This window comes from Rhizobium grahamii CCGE 502 (assembly GCF_000298315.2).
Classification (GTDB): Bacteria; Pseudomonadota; Alphaproteobacteria; order Rhizobiales; family Rhizobiaceae; genus Rhizobium; species Rhizobium grahamii.
The window spans coordinates 216,735-232,232 of the sequence record NZ_AEYE02000035.1 but is presented as its reverse complement, the minus strand read 5'-3'; the positions used below and the strand labels follow the sequence as shown (position 1 = coordinate 232,232).

18 protein-coding genes are annotated in these 15,498 nt (G+C 58.2%); 14 read left to right on the top strand and 4 right to left on the bottom strand.

All coding sequences use genetic code 11. The annotated features are described in order from the left end of the window. Positions 1 to 35: 35 nt before the first annotated feature. Positions 36 to 1,211 carry an extracellular solute-binding protein gene (locus RGCCGE502_RS28500; RefSeq protein WP_016557683.1) on the bottom strand — a complete coding sequence of 392 codons (1,176 nt, stop codon included), beginning with the start codon at positions 1,209 to 1,211 and terminating at the stop codon, positions 36 to 38. Between the two features lie 206 nt (positions 1,212 to 1,417). On the opposite strand from RGCCGE502_RS28500, the gene RGCCGE502_RS28495 reads away from it, so the two are divergent. The 4 genes from RGCCGE502_RS28495 (at position 1,418) to RGCCGE502_RS28480 (ending at position 4,749) form a co-directional block, all read left to right on the top strand. Further along, the gene (locus tag RGCCGE502_RS28495) at positions 1,418 to 2,140 is read left to right on the top strand and encodes a GntR family transcriptional regulator (RefSeq protein WP_016557682.1); all 723 of its coding nucleotides are present in this window, start codon (positions 1,418 to 1,420) and stop codon (positions 2,138 to 2,140) included. A 45-nt stretch (positions 2,141 to 2,185) separates the two neighbouring features. After that, on the top strand, positions 2,186 to 3,373 hold the full coding sequence (gene uxuA, locus RGCCGE502_RS28490) for a mannonate dehydratase (RefSeq protein ID WP_016557681.1): 1,188 nt from the start codon (positions 2,186 to 2,188) through the stop codon (positions 3,371 to 3,373). 130 nt (positions 3,374 to 3,503) lie between these two features. Next, complete coding sequence (locus tag RGCCGE502_RS28485) at positions 3,504 to 3,812, top strand: hypothetical protein (protein ID WP_019280339.1); 309 nt, start codon at positions 3,504 to 3,506, stop codon at positions 3,810 to 3,812. Between the two features lie 175 nt (positions 3,813 to 3,987). Next, the gene (locus RGCCGE502_RS28480; RefSeq protein WP_040675901.1) at positions 3,988 to 4,749 is read left to right on the top strand and encodes a bestrophin-like domain; all 762 of its coding nucleotides are present in this window, start codon (positions 3,988 to 3,990) and stop codon (positions 4,747 to 4,749) included. Positions 4,750 to 4,784: 35 nt separating this feature from the next. Here the strand turns inward: RGCCGE502_RS28480 and RGCCGE502_RS28475 are convergent, their stop codons facing one another. Continuing rightward, positions 4,785 to 4,982 carry a hypothetical protein gene (locus tag RGCCGE502_RS28475; protein ID WP_016557678.1) on the bottom strand — a complete coding sequence of 66 codons (198 nt, stop codon included), beginning with the start codon at positions 4,980 to 4,982 and terminating at the stop codon, positions 4,785 to 4,787. A 360-nt stretch (positions 4,983 to 5,342) separates the two neighbouring features. Here RGCCGE502_RS28475 and RGCCGE502_RS28470 point away from each other — a divergent pair, with 360 nt between their 5' ends. From RGCCGE502_RS28470 to RGCCGE502_RS28445, 6 genes are all read left to right on the top strand, one after another. After that, complete coding sequence (locus RGCCGE502_RS28470; protein WP_016557677.1) at positions 5,343 to 5,783, top strand: helix-turn-helix domain-containing protein; 441 nt, start codon at positions 5,343 to 5,345, stop codon at positions 5,781 to 5,783. A gap of 3 nt (positions 5,784 to 5,786) precedes the next feature. Beyond that, a complete protein-coding gene (locus RGCCGE502_RS28465) occupies positions 5,787 to 7,616 on the top strand; it encodes an SARP family transcriptional regulator (RefSeq protein ID WP_016557676.1) in 1,830 nt (609 codons plus the stop codon). A gap of 28 nt (positions 7,617 to 7,644) precedes the next feature. Continuing rightward, a complete protein-coding gene (locus tag RGCCGE502_RS28460; protein ID WP_016557675.1) occupies positions 7,645 to 7,860 on the top strand; it encodes a hypothetical protein in 216 nt (71 codons plus the stop codon). A 9-nt stretch (positions 7,861 to 7,869) separates the two neighbouring features. Beyond that, positions 7,870 to 9,054 (top strand): YcaO-like family protein, encoded by a 1,185-nt coding sequence (locus RGCCGE502_RS28455; protein ID WP_081647327.1) that lies wholly within the window; start codon positions 7,870 to 7,872, stop codon positions 9,052 to 9,054. Then, entirely contained in the window at positions 9,051 to 9,770 is a 720-nt protein-coding gene (locus tag RGCCGE502_RS28450; protein ID WP_016557673.1) for a TfuA-like protein, read from the top strand. Before RGCCGE502_RS28455 ends, RGCCGE502_RS28450 begins: the two co-directional genes overlap by 4 nt. Positions 9,771 to 9,856: 86 nt before the next feature. Continuing rightward, complete coding sequence (locus RGCCGE502_RS28445) at positions 9,857 to 10,108, top strand: hypothetical protein (RefSeq protein WP_016557672.1); 252 nt, start codon at positions 9,857 to 9,859, stop codon at positions 10,106 to 10,108. 47 nt (positions 10,109 to 10,155) lie between these two features. Here RGCCGE502_RS28445 and RGCCGE502_RS28440 read toward each other — a convergent pair whose 3' ends face one another. Further along, positions 10,156 to 10,602, bottom strand: a complete 447-nt coding sequence (locus tag RGCCGE502_RS28440; protein WP_040675832.1) for a GNAT family N-acetyltransferase — start codon at positions 10,600 to 10,602, stop codon at positions 10,156 to 10,158. Between the two features lie 728 nt (positions 10,603 to 11,330). On the opposite strand from RGCCGE502_RS28440, the gene RGCCGE502_RS37570 reads away from it, so the two are divergent. Both RGCCGE502_RS37570 and RGCCGE502_RS28435 read left to right on the top strand, forming a co-directional pair. After that, positions 11,331 to 11,468, top strand: coding sequence for a hypothetical protein (locus tag RGCCGE502_RS37570; RefSeq protein ID WP_019280338.1), 138 nt, complete (start codon positions 11,331 to 11,333; stop codon positions 11,466 to 11,468). 204 nt (positions 11,469 to 11,672) lie between these two features. Continuing rightward, complete coding sequence (locus RGCCGE502_RS28435) at positions 11,673 to 12,140, top strand: Lrp/AsnC family transcriptional regulator (protein WP_040675895.1); 468 nt, start codon at positions 11,673 to 11,675, stop codon at positions 12,138 to 12,140. 15 nt (positions 12,141 to 12,155) lie between these two features. Here the strand turns inward: RGCCGE502_RS28435 and RGCCGE502_RS28430 are convergent, their stop codons facing one another. Continuing rightward, positions 12,156 to 12,809, bottom strand: a complete 654-nt coding sequence (locus tag RGCCGE502_RS28430; RefSeq protein ID WP_016557669.1) for a response regulator — start codon at positions 12,807 to 12,809, stop codon at positions 12,156 to 12,158. A gap of 417 nt (positions 12,810 to 13,226) precedes the next feature. Between RGCCGE502_RS28430 and repA the strand changes: the two genes are divergently transcribed. Together repA and repB are read left to right on the top strand one after the other, a co-directional pair. Further along, on the top strand, positions 13,227 to 14,405 hold the full coding sequence (gene repA, locus RGCCGE502_RS28425) for a plasmid partitioning protein RepA (RefSeq protein ID WP_040675829.1): 1,179 nt from the start codon (positions 13,227 to 13,229) through the stop codon (positions 14,403 to 14,405). Next, positions 14,402 to 15,400, top strand: a complete 999-nt coding sequence (gene repB, locus RGCCGE502_RS28420; RefSeq protein ID WP_016557667.1) for a plasmid partitioning protein RepB — start codon at positions 14,402 to 14,404, stop codon at positions 15,398 to 15,400. Before repA ends, repB begins: the two co-directional genes overlap by 4 nt. The last annotated feature ends 98 nt before the right edge of the window (positions 15,401 to 15,498 follow it).

Here is a 15,498-nt window from a genome sequence, read left to right as displayed (position 1 = left end):
CTGCCGGCCCGTTGCATGGGCCGGCTATTTCCGCGTCAGCCCTTCCTGGCGCCGATCTTCTCATCCCAGATGCGGAAGGCTTCCACCAGCTGCTTTGGCTCCAGCGGAACCTCCAGCGGATTGTTGGCGATCCAGTCGGCATATTCCGGCCGGCCGAATTCCTTGATCGTATCCTGACTTTCCTGTGGGGCCATCTCCAGGGTGACGTCCTTCACGGCCGGGCCCGGATAGAAATAGCCCGCGTCGTAGGCGATCGCCTGCTGCTTGGGTTGGAGAATGTAGTTCAGGACATCGATCAGAACCCCGATCTTTTCGTCCGACACGCCCTTCGGGATTACCGCATAATGGGCATCAGTGACCCAGTGGAAGCCATCGAGCTTCTGCACCTTGGCTTCGGCAGGTACGATGCCGAGTGCGCGTGGATTGATGTCCCAGCCCGTTGTCGAAACGACGATGTCGCGGGTGCCCTCTCCCAGTTCCTTCATCACCTGGCCGGTTCCGGTCGGGTAATATTCGATATGTTCGCCGAGTGCTGCCAGATAGTCCCACGTCTTCATCCATCCCTTGGCGGGATCGCGCGGATCGCTATCGCCGAGCAGATAAGGCAGCCCCATGAGAAAGGTCCGGCCAGGACCGGAATTGGCGGGTCTGGCGTAGATGAAGCGGTTCTTGTTCGCCTTTGCCCAGTCAAGGAGTTCCGGAGCCGATTTCGGCGGCGTCGGCACCTTGTCGGGCATATATTCAATGAGCGGACCGGACGGGTAATAGGTGATGACGACGCCCTGGTCCTTTGCAAGGCCCTGCATTTTGAAAGCCTGCGGCTGCAGGATCTGTTCAAGGTTGGGCAGCTCCGACTTATGGGCCGCAAGGTCGATCCAAAGGCCCTGGTCAAGACCCGCGGAGAGCGCGTCGGTTCCGGTCAGGACGAGGTCGATATCGACCTTGCCAGCTCCCTGTTGTGCCTTGATCTTGCCGGGCAGTTCCGGAGCCGGCGCCTTCGTGAAGGCGAAACTGGAAACCCAATCGGCCTTCTCCGCGGCATAGGCCTCGAACATGCCTTGGGTCAGCGCCAGATTGCCGGCGACGTCAGCGATAGTGATGGTGACGGGGCTTGCCGCCTTCTTTGCCTGGGCAAAGACCTTTACTGGCAGCATCGTTGCTACGACGGCACCTGCGGCCGTGCCGACAAGTGTTCTACGGGTAACGTTCATCCTGTTTCTCCTCCTCTTGTTGCCGGACGCACAGACTAAGAAGCTTTGCGTCCCGTGCCGGTCCATGCGGGGAACCGGGCCGTCTGTTCGAATGTGTAAAACCTCCCGGAGTGAGGGCTGGAACACCGGTCCTCCTCGGTGCGCCTTGGCAGCTGCATGAAAGTGATATACTAGTATTCACGAGCAAGTCAACGTCAGGGCATTTCATGCAGGCAGCAGTTGTATCCAATACGAACGCAATCGCTTCCGAAGGCGATAGGCCTGCGAAGCTGCGTCGCGTCACGACGGCAGACGCCATTTTCGACCGGCTCTACAGTGACATTCTCGCGCTGCGCATGCCGCCGGGAATGCAGTTGCAGGAAAAGCGGATTGCCGAAGAATTCAAGGTTAGCCGCACCCCTGTTCGGGAAGCGTTGCTGCGCCTGTCGGAGGGCGGGCTCGTGGATATCTACCCGCAGTCCGGCACCGTGGTATCAAGGGTCCCAGTCGCCGCGATCCCCGAGGCCGTAGTGGTCCGCAAGTCGCTGGAAGGAACAACGGTGGAACGCGCCGCCGAGGTGGCGACCCCGGCAGATATCGAACGCCTGGACACCCTTATCTCCAGGCAGAGGTCCCTTGCTGCTCTCGCCGACACCTCGGCTTTTCACGAGGAGGACGAAGCATTTCACGAGGCGATTGCCGGCATCGCGGGCTATCCGGGCATCTGGGGCATCCTCAAGACAGTCAAGGTCCAGATCGACAGGGCTCGCCGCCTGACGTTGCCAGCGCTTGGTCGCATGGACAACGTGGTTTACGAGCATGGTCTCATTCGCGACGCGATCGCTGCTCACGATGCCGGAGCGGCTCGTGTCGCCATGACGCATCACCTCAGTGCGGTCATCCCGGATGTCGCCGAGCTTCGCGTCCGATACCCGGACTATTTTTGCTGAGATGATCATTAGCGCTATTATCTGAACAATATAGAGGAGGAATAAATGCGCCAGGGATGGAGGTGGTTTGGGCCTGAGGCACCGGTCACGCTGGACGAGGTCCGTCAGACCGGGGCAACCAACATCGTGTCATCGCTGCATCAGGTCCCGATTGGCGAGGCCTGGACCGAAGCTGCCGTTCGCGAGCGTCAGACCATGATCGAGACAACACCACCGGGGCGCTCGAAGCTGACATGGTCGGTCGTCGAAAGCATTCCAATTCCCGATGCCGTTAAACGCAATGGTGGCCGGGCGAAGGCGGAGATCGAGGCCTGGATTGCGAGCCTTGAAGCGGTAGCGGCTTGCGGCATTCCGATCGTTTGCTACAACTTCATGCCCGTCGTCGACTGGACACGCACCGACCTCGATCATGTCATCGAAACCGGTGCAACCGCGATGCGGTTCGATCATGAAAAATTTGCTGCCTTCGATCTTTTCGTGCTGAAGCGCGCAGGCGCCGAGCAGCAGTACTCTGAGGACGACAAGACACGCGCCACCGAGGTGTTCAAGGCAATGGACGAAGCCGAGGTTGCCGAGATCACGCGGATCATAACCTCTGCGCTGCCCGGGTCCACGACAGAGCCGCTGACGATCCCTGCATTCCGCGACAAGCTTGCCGCCTATGCCGGGATTGATGCGAACATGCTGCGCCAACATCTCATCGAATTCCTGCAAGCGGTAACGCCGGCCGCGGAAGCTCACGGCGTAAAGCTGACGCTGCATCCCGATGATCCGCCCCGTTCGCTCTTCGGTCTGCCGCGCATTGCATCGACGGCACAAGACTATTCCGCGCTTTTCGACGCCGTGCCGTCTCCGTCCAACGGCATGTGTTACTGTACTGGCAGTCTGGGCGTGCGTCCCGACAACGACCTCCCAGCAATGGCCAGGCGCTTCGCACCCAGAATTCACTTTGCGCATTTGCGTGCGACCAAGCGCGAAGGCGACGGAAGGACGTTCCACGAGAGCGCGCACCTCGAGGGCGACGTCGATATGGTTGCGGTTCTTAAAGAACTTGTCGCCGAAGACCAACGGCGCAGCTCCAGCCAGTCAATCGTTTTCCGGTCAGACCACGGACACAGGATGCTAGACGATCTGAACAAGACTGTCACACCTGGCTATCCTGCGATCGGACGCATGCGTGGCCTCGCCGAACTTCGCGGCATATTGTGCGCATTGGATGCAACGCCAAACTAAAGAGCGTCTACGCCTGAATGAGCTGATCCTTGGTGCGCCTACTTTCACGGGTCCCTTGGACCGGGCTGAGGGACGGTCGGGAACAAACTTGCGCGCAAACCATTTTCCTTTCTGCAGAGAGGAGAAAATGATGACGTATGACCCCAATGATCCCGTTCGAAATCCCGATCCGAGTCCGGAACTGGTCACGGCGCCCGTGCGTCGCACAGGTTCTTCCTGGATTGGGTGGGTTGTCGCGGCCGCATTGATTCTGGTTGCCGCTTTTGCGATCACTCAGTGGTTCGATCGTCCGGGCACTGACCCGAACCCGACCGCTTCAACAATTAAGACGGAGCCGGTGAAGCCGGCGGTAGTTCCTGCCGCCCCTGCCGCACCATCCAGCGAACCGGCAGTGCCGGCACCGGCAAATCCGTCAACCAGTGGCACGACCCAGCCGTAACGGCCAGGTCGCAAACACACCATCTGCCCCGGAAAGTCGTACACCGCTTTTCGGGGCAATTTCTGTCACTGAACGACTCTCTATACCTGCCCCGACTCTTTCTTCCCTGGCAGACTGCTTGACGAGATCCCGCCATTTCGCTTCGATGCGAGCGGGCGAGGCGGGATTCTTTCAAATGACAGCACTCTCTACTGGATGCATCATCGCCCTGCTCCTGGCATCGGGCGCACTGATCGGCACGTTGATCAGCCGACGCCTCCCTGGGCACCACCTTTCGACTGAGTCGAAGGAGGCAATCAAGCTGGCGACTGCGGTCGTCGGAACTCTTTCCGCCCTCGCGTTAGGCTTTCTGGTTGCCTCTGCGAAGACGACGTTTGACGATGCCGAAACGGAACTCAGGGATTCGGCGGCTCGGGTGGTTCTGCTGGACCGCGTATTGGCGCAGTATGGGCCCGAGCTTCTCGATGTGCGGAAGCAGCTGTCCGGCGTCGTCGAGGACCGGATTGAGCGGAGTTTTGAAGGCGCAACGCGACTGGCTACCGAGCATCTACACCAGGACGACGTTGGGATCGAACCGGTTCAGAGGGCGTTAAGGGCGTTGACGCCAGACGATGAGGTCAAACGCCTCCTCAAGTCCCGCGCACTGGAAATTAGCGGCGCTGTCGCAGAGGCCCACTGGCTGGTCCTTGAAACGGGTCAGGAGGGGCTGCCGGGCGCTTTCCTCGTCGTGCTGACGTTCTGGCTGATCGTAATCTTTTTTACGTTTGGCTTGCTTTCCCCCTTCAACGGCACGGTCATATCAATTGTCGTGGTCTGCGCGGTATCAGTGGGCGGAGCGGTTTTTATCGTCAACGACATGGCCCATCCCTACGGAGGACTGATATCCGTGTCGGACGAGCCCCTCCGCATTGCCTTGTCACGCATGGGGCGCAATTGATAGAGCTCATGACTTGGAGCACCCGTCAGGGCGCGTCAGTGCGTGGCCGCGCGCTTCCTCGAAGCGGCAAGAATAAAGTCATCGGCGATGTCGGCGATCGCCATGGCGATTTCCGTCGGCGTGAAATCTAGAACCTTGTTGCCCTCGATGATCTGGTAGACCGCTTCTTCCAGTTTTTCCCGGCATGCAGAAAGTCTGTCCGCATGACTGATTTCTATAGCTCGTAGTTGCATGCTCGCTCTCCCGCCAATCGGGCACACGCCAAATGCGTTTTTCGTTGAAATGACCTAGCCATGCGCCCGGAGTTCAACTTACCCTAGGCAAGACCTTAGTCAAAAAATGAGCAAGCGCTTGTGAAATCGACGTGACACCAGCATAGATAGAGTTGCCGGACCATGTATCACCACCAGTCGGTACCAGCGGGCCACATTCTGTTCGTTGTTTATATTTCAGGTAGTCTCGTTGCGAAGCATCCCGGCCATTTTACAGGAAATGGAGGAAACGGCATTTAGCTTCTTGAATAAATTTACTCTTGGTTGTATTTTTTGGCGAAGTTCGCATAGTGCTAGTCTGACACGAGGAACGGGATAGCCATGAAGGCCAAAACTCCAAACGCCATCGACGCCTATGTTGGTGATCGCGTCAGACAGCGGCGAAAGCTTCTCGGCCTCAGCCAGGTAAGCCTTTCGGCATCGCTCGGCATCACATTTCAACAACTGCAAAAGTACGAAAAGGGCGTTAATAGGATAGGGGCCAGTCGTCTTCAGCGGATCTCCGAGGTTCTCGGCGTTCCGATTGGCTTTTTTTTCGACGAGGGTGATCGGGCTGTAGGTCAGCACCTCAGCCCGCATGCCGACGAGGTGGCGAGTTTCATCGCCTCGAAGGAAGGCCTTGCCCTCACCCGGGCCTTCATTGCGATCGAGGATCCGAATGTTCGCCGCACTTTGCTCGCACTCGCCAGGAGCCTCGGCTCGTCTCAAACAGGCCCTGAAGACTCTGAAAGTTGGGAGCGAATGGACAACTTGAGAGGATAGTCCGTGCTGTATCTTCGCACCTTTGGCGAACTGCGAATGACGGATACTACGGGCAATGCGTTGGCTTATCCCGCCAAAGCGTTGCTGACGATAGCCTATCTTTTTACTTGCGCCGATCATGCGCTCACTCGCCAGGAGATTGCCGCGTTTCTCTGGTTTGACGCCGAACCAGATCAGGCTGGCCTCAACCTCAGGAAGCTGATATCGCGCGTGCGCCAGATCGACGACGGCGATGGCGGGCCATTGGAAATCACGCAGTCTGGTGTCCGGCTGCGTAAGGCTGTGCTGAGCGCAGATCTGCAGGTTTTCGACGAGGCGCGGCCGCCGATGGAAAAGCTGAAGGCGATCAGCGCACTGCTTCAGCGTGATTTCGCCGGCAGCGTTCGTTCCGTAAACAAGGCCATCGACAGCTGGATCGCCAGGCAGCAAGAAATCCATCTGACCAAGATGCGCCAGGTCTTCATGGAGGCAGCCGGTTCTGCCACCAGCACCGATGATTTGCGTATTGTATCGGGCGCAGCCGTCCAAATCCTTGAACAGAACCCGGCCGATGAGCCGGTACGAGCGATCCTTCGGTCGCTCCCTGGAATCGCCGTCAGCCGCCCGCTTGCGGCAACGCAATCATTTCAAACGTTTGCCGAGGTGCGACAGGCGTTTGTGGACCGCGACCAGCCGGAACAACGTGGCTTTGGCCGCCTCCCGCGGCTGGTACTGCTTCCCCCGACATCGCAGGGCGGTATTACCGGGCTGCAAGTTGCCGCGGCACTCATCGAGGATGTGACGATCGAGCTATGTGCACTGCAAAACCTCTCTATTGTTGCTCCCCACACCGCAGAGCAGATCCGTCGTGACTCCGACAAAGCGGCGACCATCGCGCGTCACTCGATTTCCTATCTTCTCGACACACGGCATTCAGGCGAAGGGCTCTATGCCCAACTGGTCTTTTTTCCGACTGACGAAGTGATCTGGGCGATGCGGTTTCCGATGGACGCGGCAACGTTGCCAACTCAGCGGCGCCTGATTGCGCAACACTTGGCATCCTCTGTTGTGGATGAACTGGCTAGGAACGAGCAAGGCCGATTGAGCCTGGAGGCCGACCCACAAGCGTATCACTCATATCTCGTGGGCGCGAGCCTCATCGGGAAATTGACCTTGCCCCACATACGAAGGGCCCGATCAGCATTCAAGGAAGCGCTGAAATACAACCGCGGCTTCGCACCCGCTTTCACGGGCCTTGCACGAACTTATACCAGCGAGTGGCTCGTGACCGCTCAAGGGAATGGTGAACTTTTGAACCTTGCCGAGCGGAATGCAATGAAGGCGATCGAGCATGATGAAATTTCCGCGGGGGGGTTTCGCGAACTCGGGGTGACAAAGCTCTATCTTGGAGATGTCGATGAGAGTGTGGCGGCGCTCAGCCACGCAGAGGATTTGAGCCCCCACTTCGCCGACGTGATCTACAGCCACGCGGATACACTGGTCCATGCCTCAAGACCGAGGGATGCGCTGGAAAAGATAAAGAAGGCGATTGCGCTTAACCCTTTGGCACCGGATAGCTATCTCTGGTGTGCGGCGGGGGCGAGCTACTTTCTGGAGCAGTATGAGGACGCCGTTGGCTTCGTCGAAGCCATGAAGGACAAGACGCCCGCCCATCGCATTGCTTCTGCAAGCTGCGCCATGATGGGCGATCGCAGGCGTGCACATGTGTACCGACAGCGTGCCGCGGCCCTCAACCCGGTGTTCGATGTGGAAAAGTGGCTATCCGTCGTGCCCTTCAAGGAACAGTGGCAGAAGGATCTCTACCGTGAGGGTCTCCTGAAGGCCGGATTCTAACAGACTGAGTAACTGGAGAGGGAATGTCATGACAAAGGCAATTGTGTTCGGCGTCGAGGGAGACGACAAGCTTTTTATTGCGGATTTGGAAGCCGGGACGGTCAAAACACTGGATTCTTCGGCCGGCGACCTGGCCAAAATTGCTGCCCTGAGGAAAGGCGGCCTGAAGGTTGTCAAGAAGGTGGATTTCGCTGTCGCGGTTTCTTCCGCGAAGGCAGCCTTTTCCGGTCACGTCGAACCTTGAGCTCTGGTCCTGTCTAAGCGTGCGCTTTACGCCGACCGTACGGTTGCGGCCAGCGAGACACTCGCTCGAACGGTTCCGCTCCTTGCCGATTTCGGCATAACACGCGTGGCCAGGCACACTGGGCTCGACTACATCGGGATTCCTGTGTGGTGCGCCTACATTCCGAACGGCCGCTCGATTGCCATCAGCCAGGGCAAGGGCCTGAGCGACGACGATGCTAAGGTATCGGCTATTATGGAGGCATTGGAACGGGTCGTGGCGAACGCCCCGTCTGTTCCTGTGCGTCGCGCATCTGCGAGGAACTTGAGTGCCGATAGCCTCGCGTTTCATTCCCTCTCTTGCCTGATCGGCCGCCACCAACGGGAGATCGACCCGGATGAAGAGGTCGACTGGGGGCTGGGCTGTGATCTGTTGACAAACAGGACAGTGTACGTTCCCGTTGATGCGGCCGTGCTCGACAGAACCCGGCGTAATCGCTTCTGGATGTCATCTGACGGGCTCGCCTCGGGCAACACCCTGGATGAAGCCATCTTGCACGGTGTTCTGGAGCGGATCGAGCGGGACGCCTATTGCCTCTGGCAGATCGGCAGTGAGGACAGCCGACTTGCCAGCTGTATCGATCCCACATGCATCAACGACCCAGTCCTGGACGGCCTGATTGCGAGAGTTGAAGGAGCGGGCCTGGATATAAGGCTGTTCAATATGACGACCGGCCTTGGGGTGCCCAGCATCACGGCTGTCATGGGAGCCCGCGGACCGTACCGGCAGGGCGCGCGCTTCGTTGAAATCACAGGCGGAAGTGGTGCCCACCTATCCATGGCAAGAGCGGCGATCAGGGCCGTTACCGAGGCCGTCCAGTCCAGGATGACTTACATCAGCGGCGCACGGGACGATATCCCAGCTGAGCTGTTTCGCATGCCGGCTCCTGCCGAGACCCTTCGTAGCCTCGACGCGGTGCCAAACGGCCGCGTCACGGTAACCCCGGTTCAGCCGGGCGGGGTCACGGACCACCTCCGCATGGTGGTCGAAGCCTTGCGTGCGCACAACGTCGGTCCGGCGATCGCATTGCCGCTCGCGCCTCAGTCCCTGCCTTTCCATGTGGTCAAGGTCTTCGTGCCTGCTCTCGAGAATCCCGCGGGCGCGCGCCAGTTTACCTTCGGTCCGCGTTCGCTGGCTAAGGCGATTTTCTCATGAAGGTGATATTCGTCGGGCCGAGCCTGCCCGCAGCTCAGCGCCCCTCCCCGACTGATATTTTTTTTCGCCCGCCCGCAGTTCAGGGCGATGTGCTTTCAGCCGCGCGCGACGGAGCGCGGGTTATCGGCATCATCGATGGGGGCTTTGAATATACGGCTCCCGTGGTGCACAAGGAAATCCTTCATGCGCTTTCACACCGGGTTCGCGTCTTCGGGGCGGCAAGCATGGGAGCGCTTCGGGCGGTCGAGTGCAGTCCCTTCGGAATGGTCGGGGTCGGCCGCATCTACCGCGACTATGCATCTGGAGCGATCGTTGACGACTCCGACGTCGCACTGCTGCATGGACCGTTAGAGTTTGGCTACCGGCCATTCACCGTTCCAATGGTTAATGTCAGGGCGACGCTTGATGAAGTCGAGGGTCTCGGCGAACTTGACCTGACGCTACGTCTAGAGATCGAACGCGCTGCAGGAGAGACGTTCTTTAAGAAACGAACTTGGAAAGCAGTCCTTGAGAAGGCGAACATAGCCAGTGCAGACAGAAAGATCCTGCTACCTCTGCTCCTTTCGAGGGAGGTCGACCAAAAGGCGATGGATGCGAGCGAACTTGTAACCGCGGTGCAGGCCGCGGATCTCGAGGACTTCCCACAAGAACCCCAATGGATCTTCAACGACACGCTGGCGCTATGGAACGATAAATTACCTATCGTGAGCGAATAATGCAACAATAACGTGTGTCACGGGTTTTTCACGGGCCTTTTGCGCGTGCTCCGATTAGTCTCCATTCTGTTCGAGGGAGAGCAGTGATGAGTGCGATATCAGAGTGCCGGACCATAGGTTTGCAGGGCGATGAGCGATCATCCGACGAGTTGGATGAACTGGTCGCACTGGCACGGATGATCGCGTTCGCCAAGGGGGCTGCTGAGGACATCGATCTGGCCGGGGCGATGCATTGCCTTGGAATGGCATTGAACGAGGTTCTGCGGGAGATCGGCGACGGTCCACATGATGGATTGGCAGATGTGATCGCCACCAAAGGCTCCATTTGCCTGAACTGAAAGCAATGAGGGGACTGTGGGGATAGGCCGGCGCATCTTGCGCCGGCCTACTTCAATTTCTTGGAATAAACACAGAGCTTTTCAGAGTGCTGGTAGTCGTTACTCTTGTAGTACTCGGCAACCCCCCCGTTGCTTCGAGAGACGAGCCAGACGAAAACGAAACCTAGTATTCGGGCCTCTGCCTCCAGATGGTTCAACAGGCGCGAACCGATGCCGCCTCGCTGGTGCATCGGCCTGATCGCAATTTCCGCGATATGTATTCCCCGTCCCATGACGGAGGTGTGAGGAAGACCGAAGGCGAAACCGATCGGCTGCGTTCCATCGAATGCAGCCACTGCCAGGCATTTGGGTGTCGTCGTCAGTTCATTGATCCGCGAGATTGCGTTTTCGATCGTCCACTCTTCATGCCAGGGATGCTTGGCGTAGGCTTCCACAATGATATCCGCGCTTTCAAGCGCCTCTTGCCTGGTCATGCATCTGTAGACAATTGGCATTCACGTCATGCCACCGATTGCGTGGTTCACGCCACCGATGCCTCCCTGTTCACTCTAACCCGGCGACTTAGAGCATAGGCTGCGCGGCCTGTGTCGTGACTTCGTCGTGACACTCGCTTTGCGCGAGAGTTAATGCTGAAATCATTGGTAAGTTTCCTACGAACGTGACCGGATGCACGTTCTTATATGGGGCGTGACCACGATTTATCACGCCAGGTCGCGGGTTACGATTTCACCAACTGGAAGGGACTTAATCGATCTGCCAGGGGTAGAGTGCTGAAGGTTCTGCCTTTTGCTAAAGAAGGAGGCCATGGCAGATTCACATGCGGAAGCGCCGGTCAGGTGGGATAAGCTGGTCATATCGATACCCTTTCAATTTATGGGATCCAGGTTTCCCCAGCACTTATAGTACGCCACAATTTTCCGACCCTTGAAGCCGCTGTTACAGGGAAAGCACTGCCGAGGCGCCAAGCATTTGGGGGGTCAGTCCGGCCAAGCACCAAGCGCTGGAACTGAAATTTATTCCAGCCCCTTGATATTTCGTGGAGAGGGTGCCATGTACCGCTCATCGCCCGTATCGACGGCCTGCAGTCCTTCCCCACTGGGGTGGTCGCGTTTGCTGTCCGGGAAAGAAAAAGGCGCTCCCCGACAGGGTTGAGCGCCTTTTTCTTTTTGACAACAGTCCCGGTTCGCCCGAAACAGGTAGGTCTCGACGGAGAAGCCTACAGATGAACGATAATGTTATTCAGTTCCGACGTCCGAAACCTCCAAGGCCGCCAAGGCCGCGCCTACGGAAGCTCGCGATAGCAGCAGGCGTGCTTGCGCTGCTCGTCGCCGTCTGGGGATACTTCACCCTGTTCGGCTAGCCCGCCTGATCGGCGACATAGGCGCGGTTGGGGCAGGCTAACGCGGTTCATTGGAACGTTCTTTTCGGTTGAGACTTTTTTCGGTGTAATTTGCGCCGCAGCATTGCATGTTCGCTGAACCAAATAATTCATGAACATGTCCGGGGCTGGTCTGTTTCAACCAGGCGCCGCCGAGAAATGCGCATCGAAAGCCGAGAGAAGCCGATGAAATCGCCTGATATCGACAATGTGGACCGCAAAATCCTTCGACTGCTGCAGATTGAAGGCGACCTCAGCCACGCGGCGCTCGCCGAGCGCGTAGGTGCCTCCGCTGCTTCCTGCTGGCGGCGGATCAAGGCGCTTGAAGCATCCGGAATGCTTGGACCGACCGTCAGGCTCGTCAGCCCCGAGTCCGTCGGACGGGGCCTGACAGTGTTCTGTCAGGTTCGCATGAAATTGCATGATCCGGTTGCGAGAAGCGACTTTGAGCGCTTTGCCGAAAGCCATGAAGAGGTGCTCGAATGTTACTCGATGTCGGGAGATTGGGACTATCTGTTGCGCGTCGCTGTCGCTGATGTACGGGACTACGAGCGTTTACTCATGAAAGGCATACTGACACACCATGCGGTGGCAACGTCCTCATCGCATTTCGCGTTGAAACGCGTCAAATATTCGACGTCTGTCCCGGTTTGAAGGGTTTGGAAGGCATCACTGGTCGTTTCGCTCGTCAATGACGTCGCGCAATGCCATCGCAGCCTCGGTTCGATTGCCAACCCCGAGCTTGGCCATAATCTGGGTCATGTGATGCTTGATTGTCTTCTCGTGTAGGTCGAGCTTGCGCGCAACGAGCTTGTTGCTCAATCCCGAAGCGACAAGGTGAAGCACTTCGTGCTCACGGTTGGTGAGGGTCGCGATCGCGGTTTGCCTGCGGGGCTCCGGCGTGGAGCGGTTGGAAAGCAGACGAGCCGAAAGGGCTGGCGCCACATAACTTTCACCAGCTGCTATATTACGAATGATTTCGGCAAGCGTTCTCGCCCCAACGCCTTTCAGGACATAGCCTTTCGCGCCTCGATCGAGCGCTGCCGTGACGTCGTCACTGGACTCCGAAACCGTCAGCATGACGATCTTCTGCGTCGGAACCCGTTCGATGATCGCAGAGATCGCATTCAAACCGCCGCCGGGCATGGAAATATCGAGGAGCAGTACGTCGGGCTGCCGATCCTCTGCAATCTTGATGGCATCGTCCTTCGAGCGTCCTTCCGCGACGATCTCGAACCCTTCGATTTCTGACAGGCTCCGCGCCACTCCTTCCCTGAACAGCGGATGGTCATCGACCACTGCAACGCGGATTGCTGTTTTCATGACTGGCCGATCTCCTCGCTCGTGACAGGTGGCACCGTGCTTTGGTAGTCGAAGCCGGGGGCCCGCATCGTCCGGCCGTCCAGTTCGTCTGGACCGTGAACATTATTCCGATCGGCCCGCGCGTCAAACGTTAGGATGGTGTGGCAGCCCCGTTCAGACCATCGGTCCATGGCAGATCAGACCTTGGTCCTGCAAAGGCGGCCAGATTGACTGACCGGGTAGCATCCCGCGGGCGATTTTGGCCATTTTCGGAGAGACGCGGCCGGCGCGAAGCATTTGCCGAATCTCTCGAATCGAGCTAGTTCTCAAACTACGGAAAATTATCGAATTATCGCCATCCGGCGAAACAACTGACAGAACAATCATTCGCGAACGATGCCAGCATCTGGATCATAGAAGCGAACTGAGGGAAGAAACGTGAATCGGCACCTGAGCAGCCTCGACTTTATGCAGAGCTTTTCCACCAAATTGGAGCTTGCCCTGCAAAATCTTTCGATGGCGCAGTATCCACCTGACGCGCGCCGCGAGATGCGGAAATTTTCTTCATCCGAGGTCGCAGGGCTTCTGGACGTGTCGGAAGCCTATATCAGGCAGATCGTTCTCAAGGAGAAGGGGCCGGCGCCCGAAACCACGACCAATGGCCGGCGCATGTACACGCTCGAGCAAATCCTCGAACTGCGCATGATGCTCGCCGAAAAGGGCCGCAAGAAGTGGATGAACCCGAGACGCGTCGCCGATGAAGAGTGCCAGATCCTCGCGGTCACCAACTTCAAGGGCGGGTCGAGCAAGACGTCCACGACCATTCACCTTGGCCACTACCTCGCTCTGAAGGGCTATCGTGTCTTGGCAGTCGATCTCGATCCTCAGGCGTCACTGACCAGCCTGCATGGGATGCTTCCCGACTTCGATCCGCGCGAAGATGAAACGCTTTATGCTGCCATCCGCTTCACGGACCCGAAGCCGACAAAGTCCCTCATCCACTCCACCCATATCGCTGGCTTCGATGTGATCTGTGCCGGTCTTGATCTGACCGAGTTCGAGACCGCGGTTGCACTCGAGATGCGCAAGAACGGGGGCACCAGCTTCCTGCTGCGCGTATCCCAGGCGCTTGAGCAGGTGGCGGGTGATTATGACGTCATCCTGATGGATTCGGCTCCATCCCTGAACTTCCTCACACTATCGTCCCTGACGGCCGCCACCGGTGTGATCATCCCGGTTCCCGCGCATATGCTGGACGTCGATTCAACGGGAAAGTTCCTGGAACTCGCTTCGTCCTACATGCAGATCCTGAGCGAGATGGGCACCTCCGCACAATGGGATTTCGCAAAATTTCTCGTCACAAAGTTCGAGGCCAACGATCATCCACAAGCAAACATGACCGCGTTGATGCGGCAGGTCTTCGGTGAGGACCTGCTGTTGAACATGGTAACCAAATCGACCGCGGTTGCCGATGCCCTGACCTGGAAGCAAAGCCTTTATGAGGTGCAGCGTTCGCGATTCTCGGCACCCAAAACCTATGACCGAGCCATGGAGTCCATCAACGCCGCCAATGCCGAAATCGAGAAGCTGCTCTGGGCGGCATGGGGGCGCGAATGAGCCGCAAGGATTCCCGCGGAATGTTCGCCAACGTGCTCGGTCAGCTTGAGCAGCCGAGCGCTGCGCCGAGCGTGAAGCCCACCTCGTCCCCGCACCTCCTCAAGGTCGCGGCCGGCGTTCGGCAGATCCAGGAAAAAGGCGAGGCCCTCGACAGACTGCTGAAAGACGGAGACCAGGTCGTGGACGTCGACCCGGTTGAAGTCGCGCCATCCTCCATCCCGGACCGCTTTGACGGCGCCTACGACGACGCCGCAATCGAGGAAATAGCTGCGTCGATAAGGGAGCGCGGCCAGATCGTCCCCGGTCTCATCCGTCCTTTCAAGGGTGGTGGTGCGCCATATCAGATCGTGTTCGGGCGACGTCGCCTCGCCGCAGTCAAGATGCTTGGGTTGAAGTTCCGAGCAATCGTGCGTGACCTCAGCGATGAAGAAGCAATCATCTTTCAGGGCGAGGAGAACGCCAACCGCAACGATCTGTCCTTTATCGAGAAATGTGCATTTGCGCTCTCGCAGGAGCAGGCCGGCTACCGGCGCGATGTCATCTGCGCATCACTTGCGACCGGAAAGTCGCATATCTCCGAGATGCTGCGGATCGCCACGGCAATCCCGCGAGACGTTTTGGTGCAAATTGGTCCCTCGCCCGAGATTGGCCGTCGTCGCTGGATTGATTTCGCCGATGCATTCGCCGCCAGCCAGGACGGGGCAGACCGTATCCGCCAGTCGCTCGGCCAGGACAGACATGGCGGCCCCAAGGATCGGTTTGCCGTGGCTCTCTCGGCCCTGAAGTCCGAACCTGGCCCGGCGTCCTCACTGAAAGCCGCCACCGAAATTCGCGCAAACGGTTTTCTGCTTGCGACTGTCAGTCATGCCAAGTCTGGGTCGAAGATCAGCTTCAACAAAGCGGTTGCGCCCAGTTTTATCGATTTTCTCAACGATCGCATGGAGTCGCTTCACAGCGAGTTCGTGCAGTCGACACAACGCAACAGCAAAGGATGAACGTCGCAAAAGAAAAAAGCTCCCGAACGTTGCCGTCGCGGAAGCCCTTCTCATAGGTTAGCAGCTAGAGAATCGCATTTCCGTGAATCCCTGTCAAG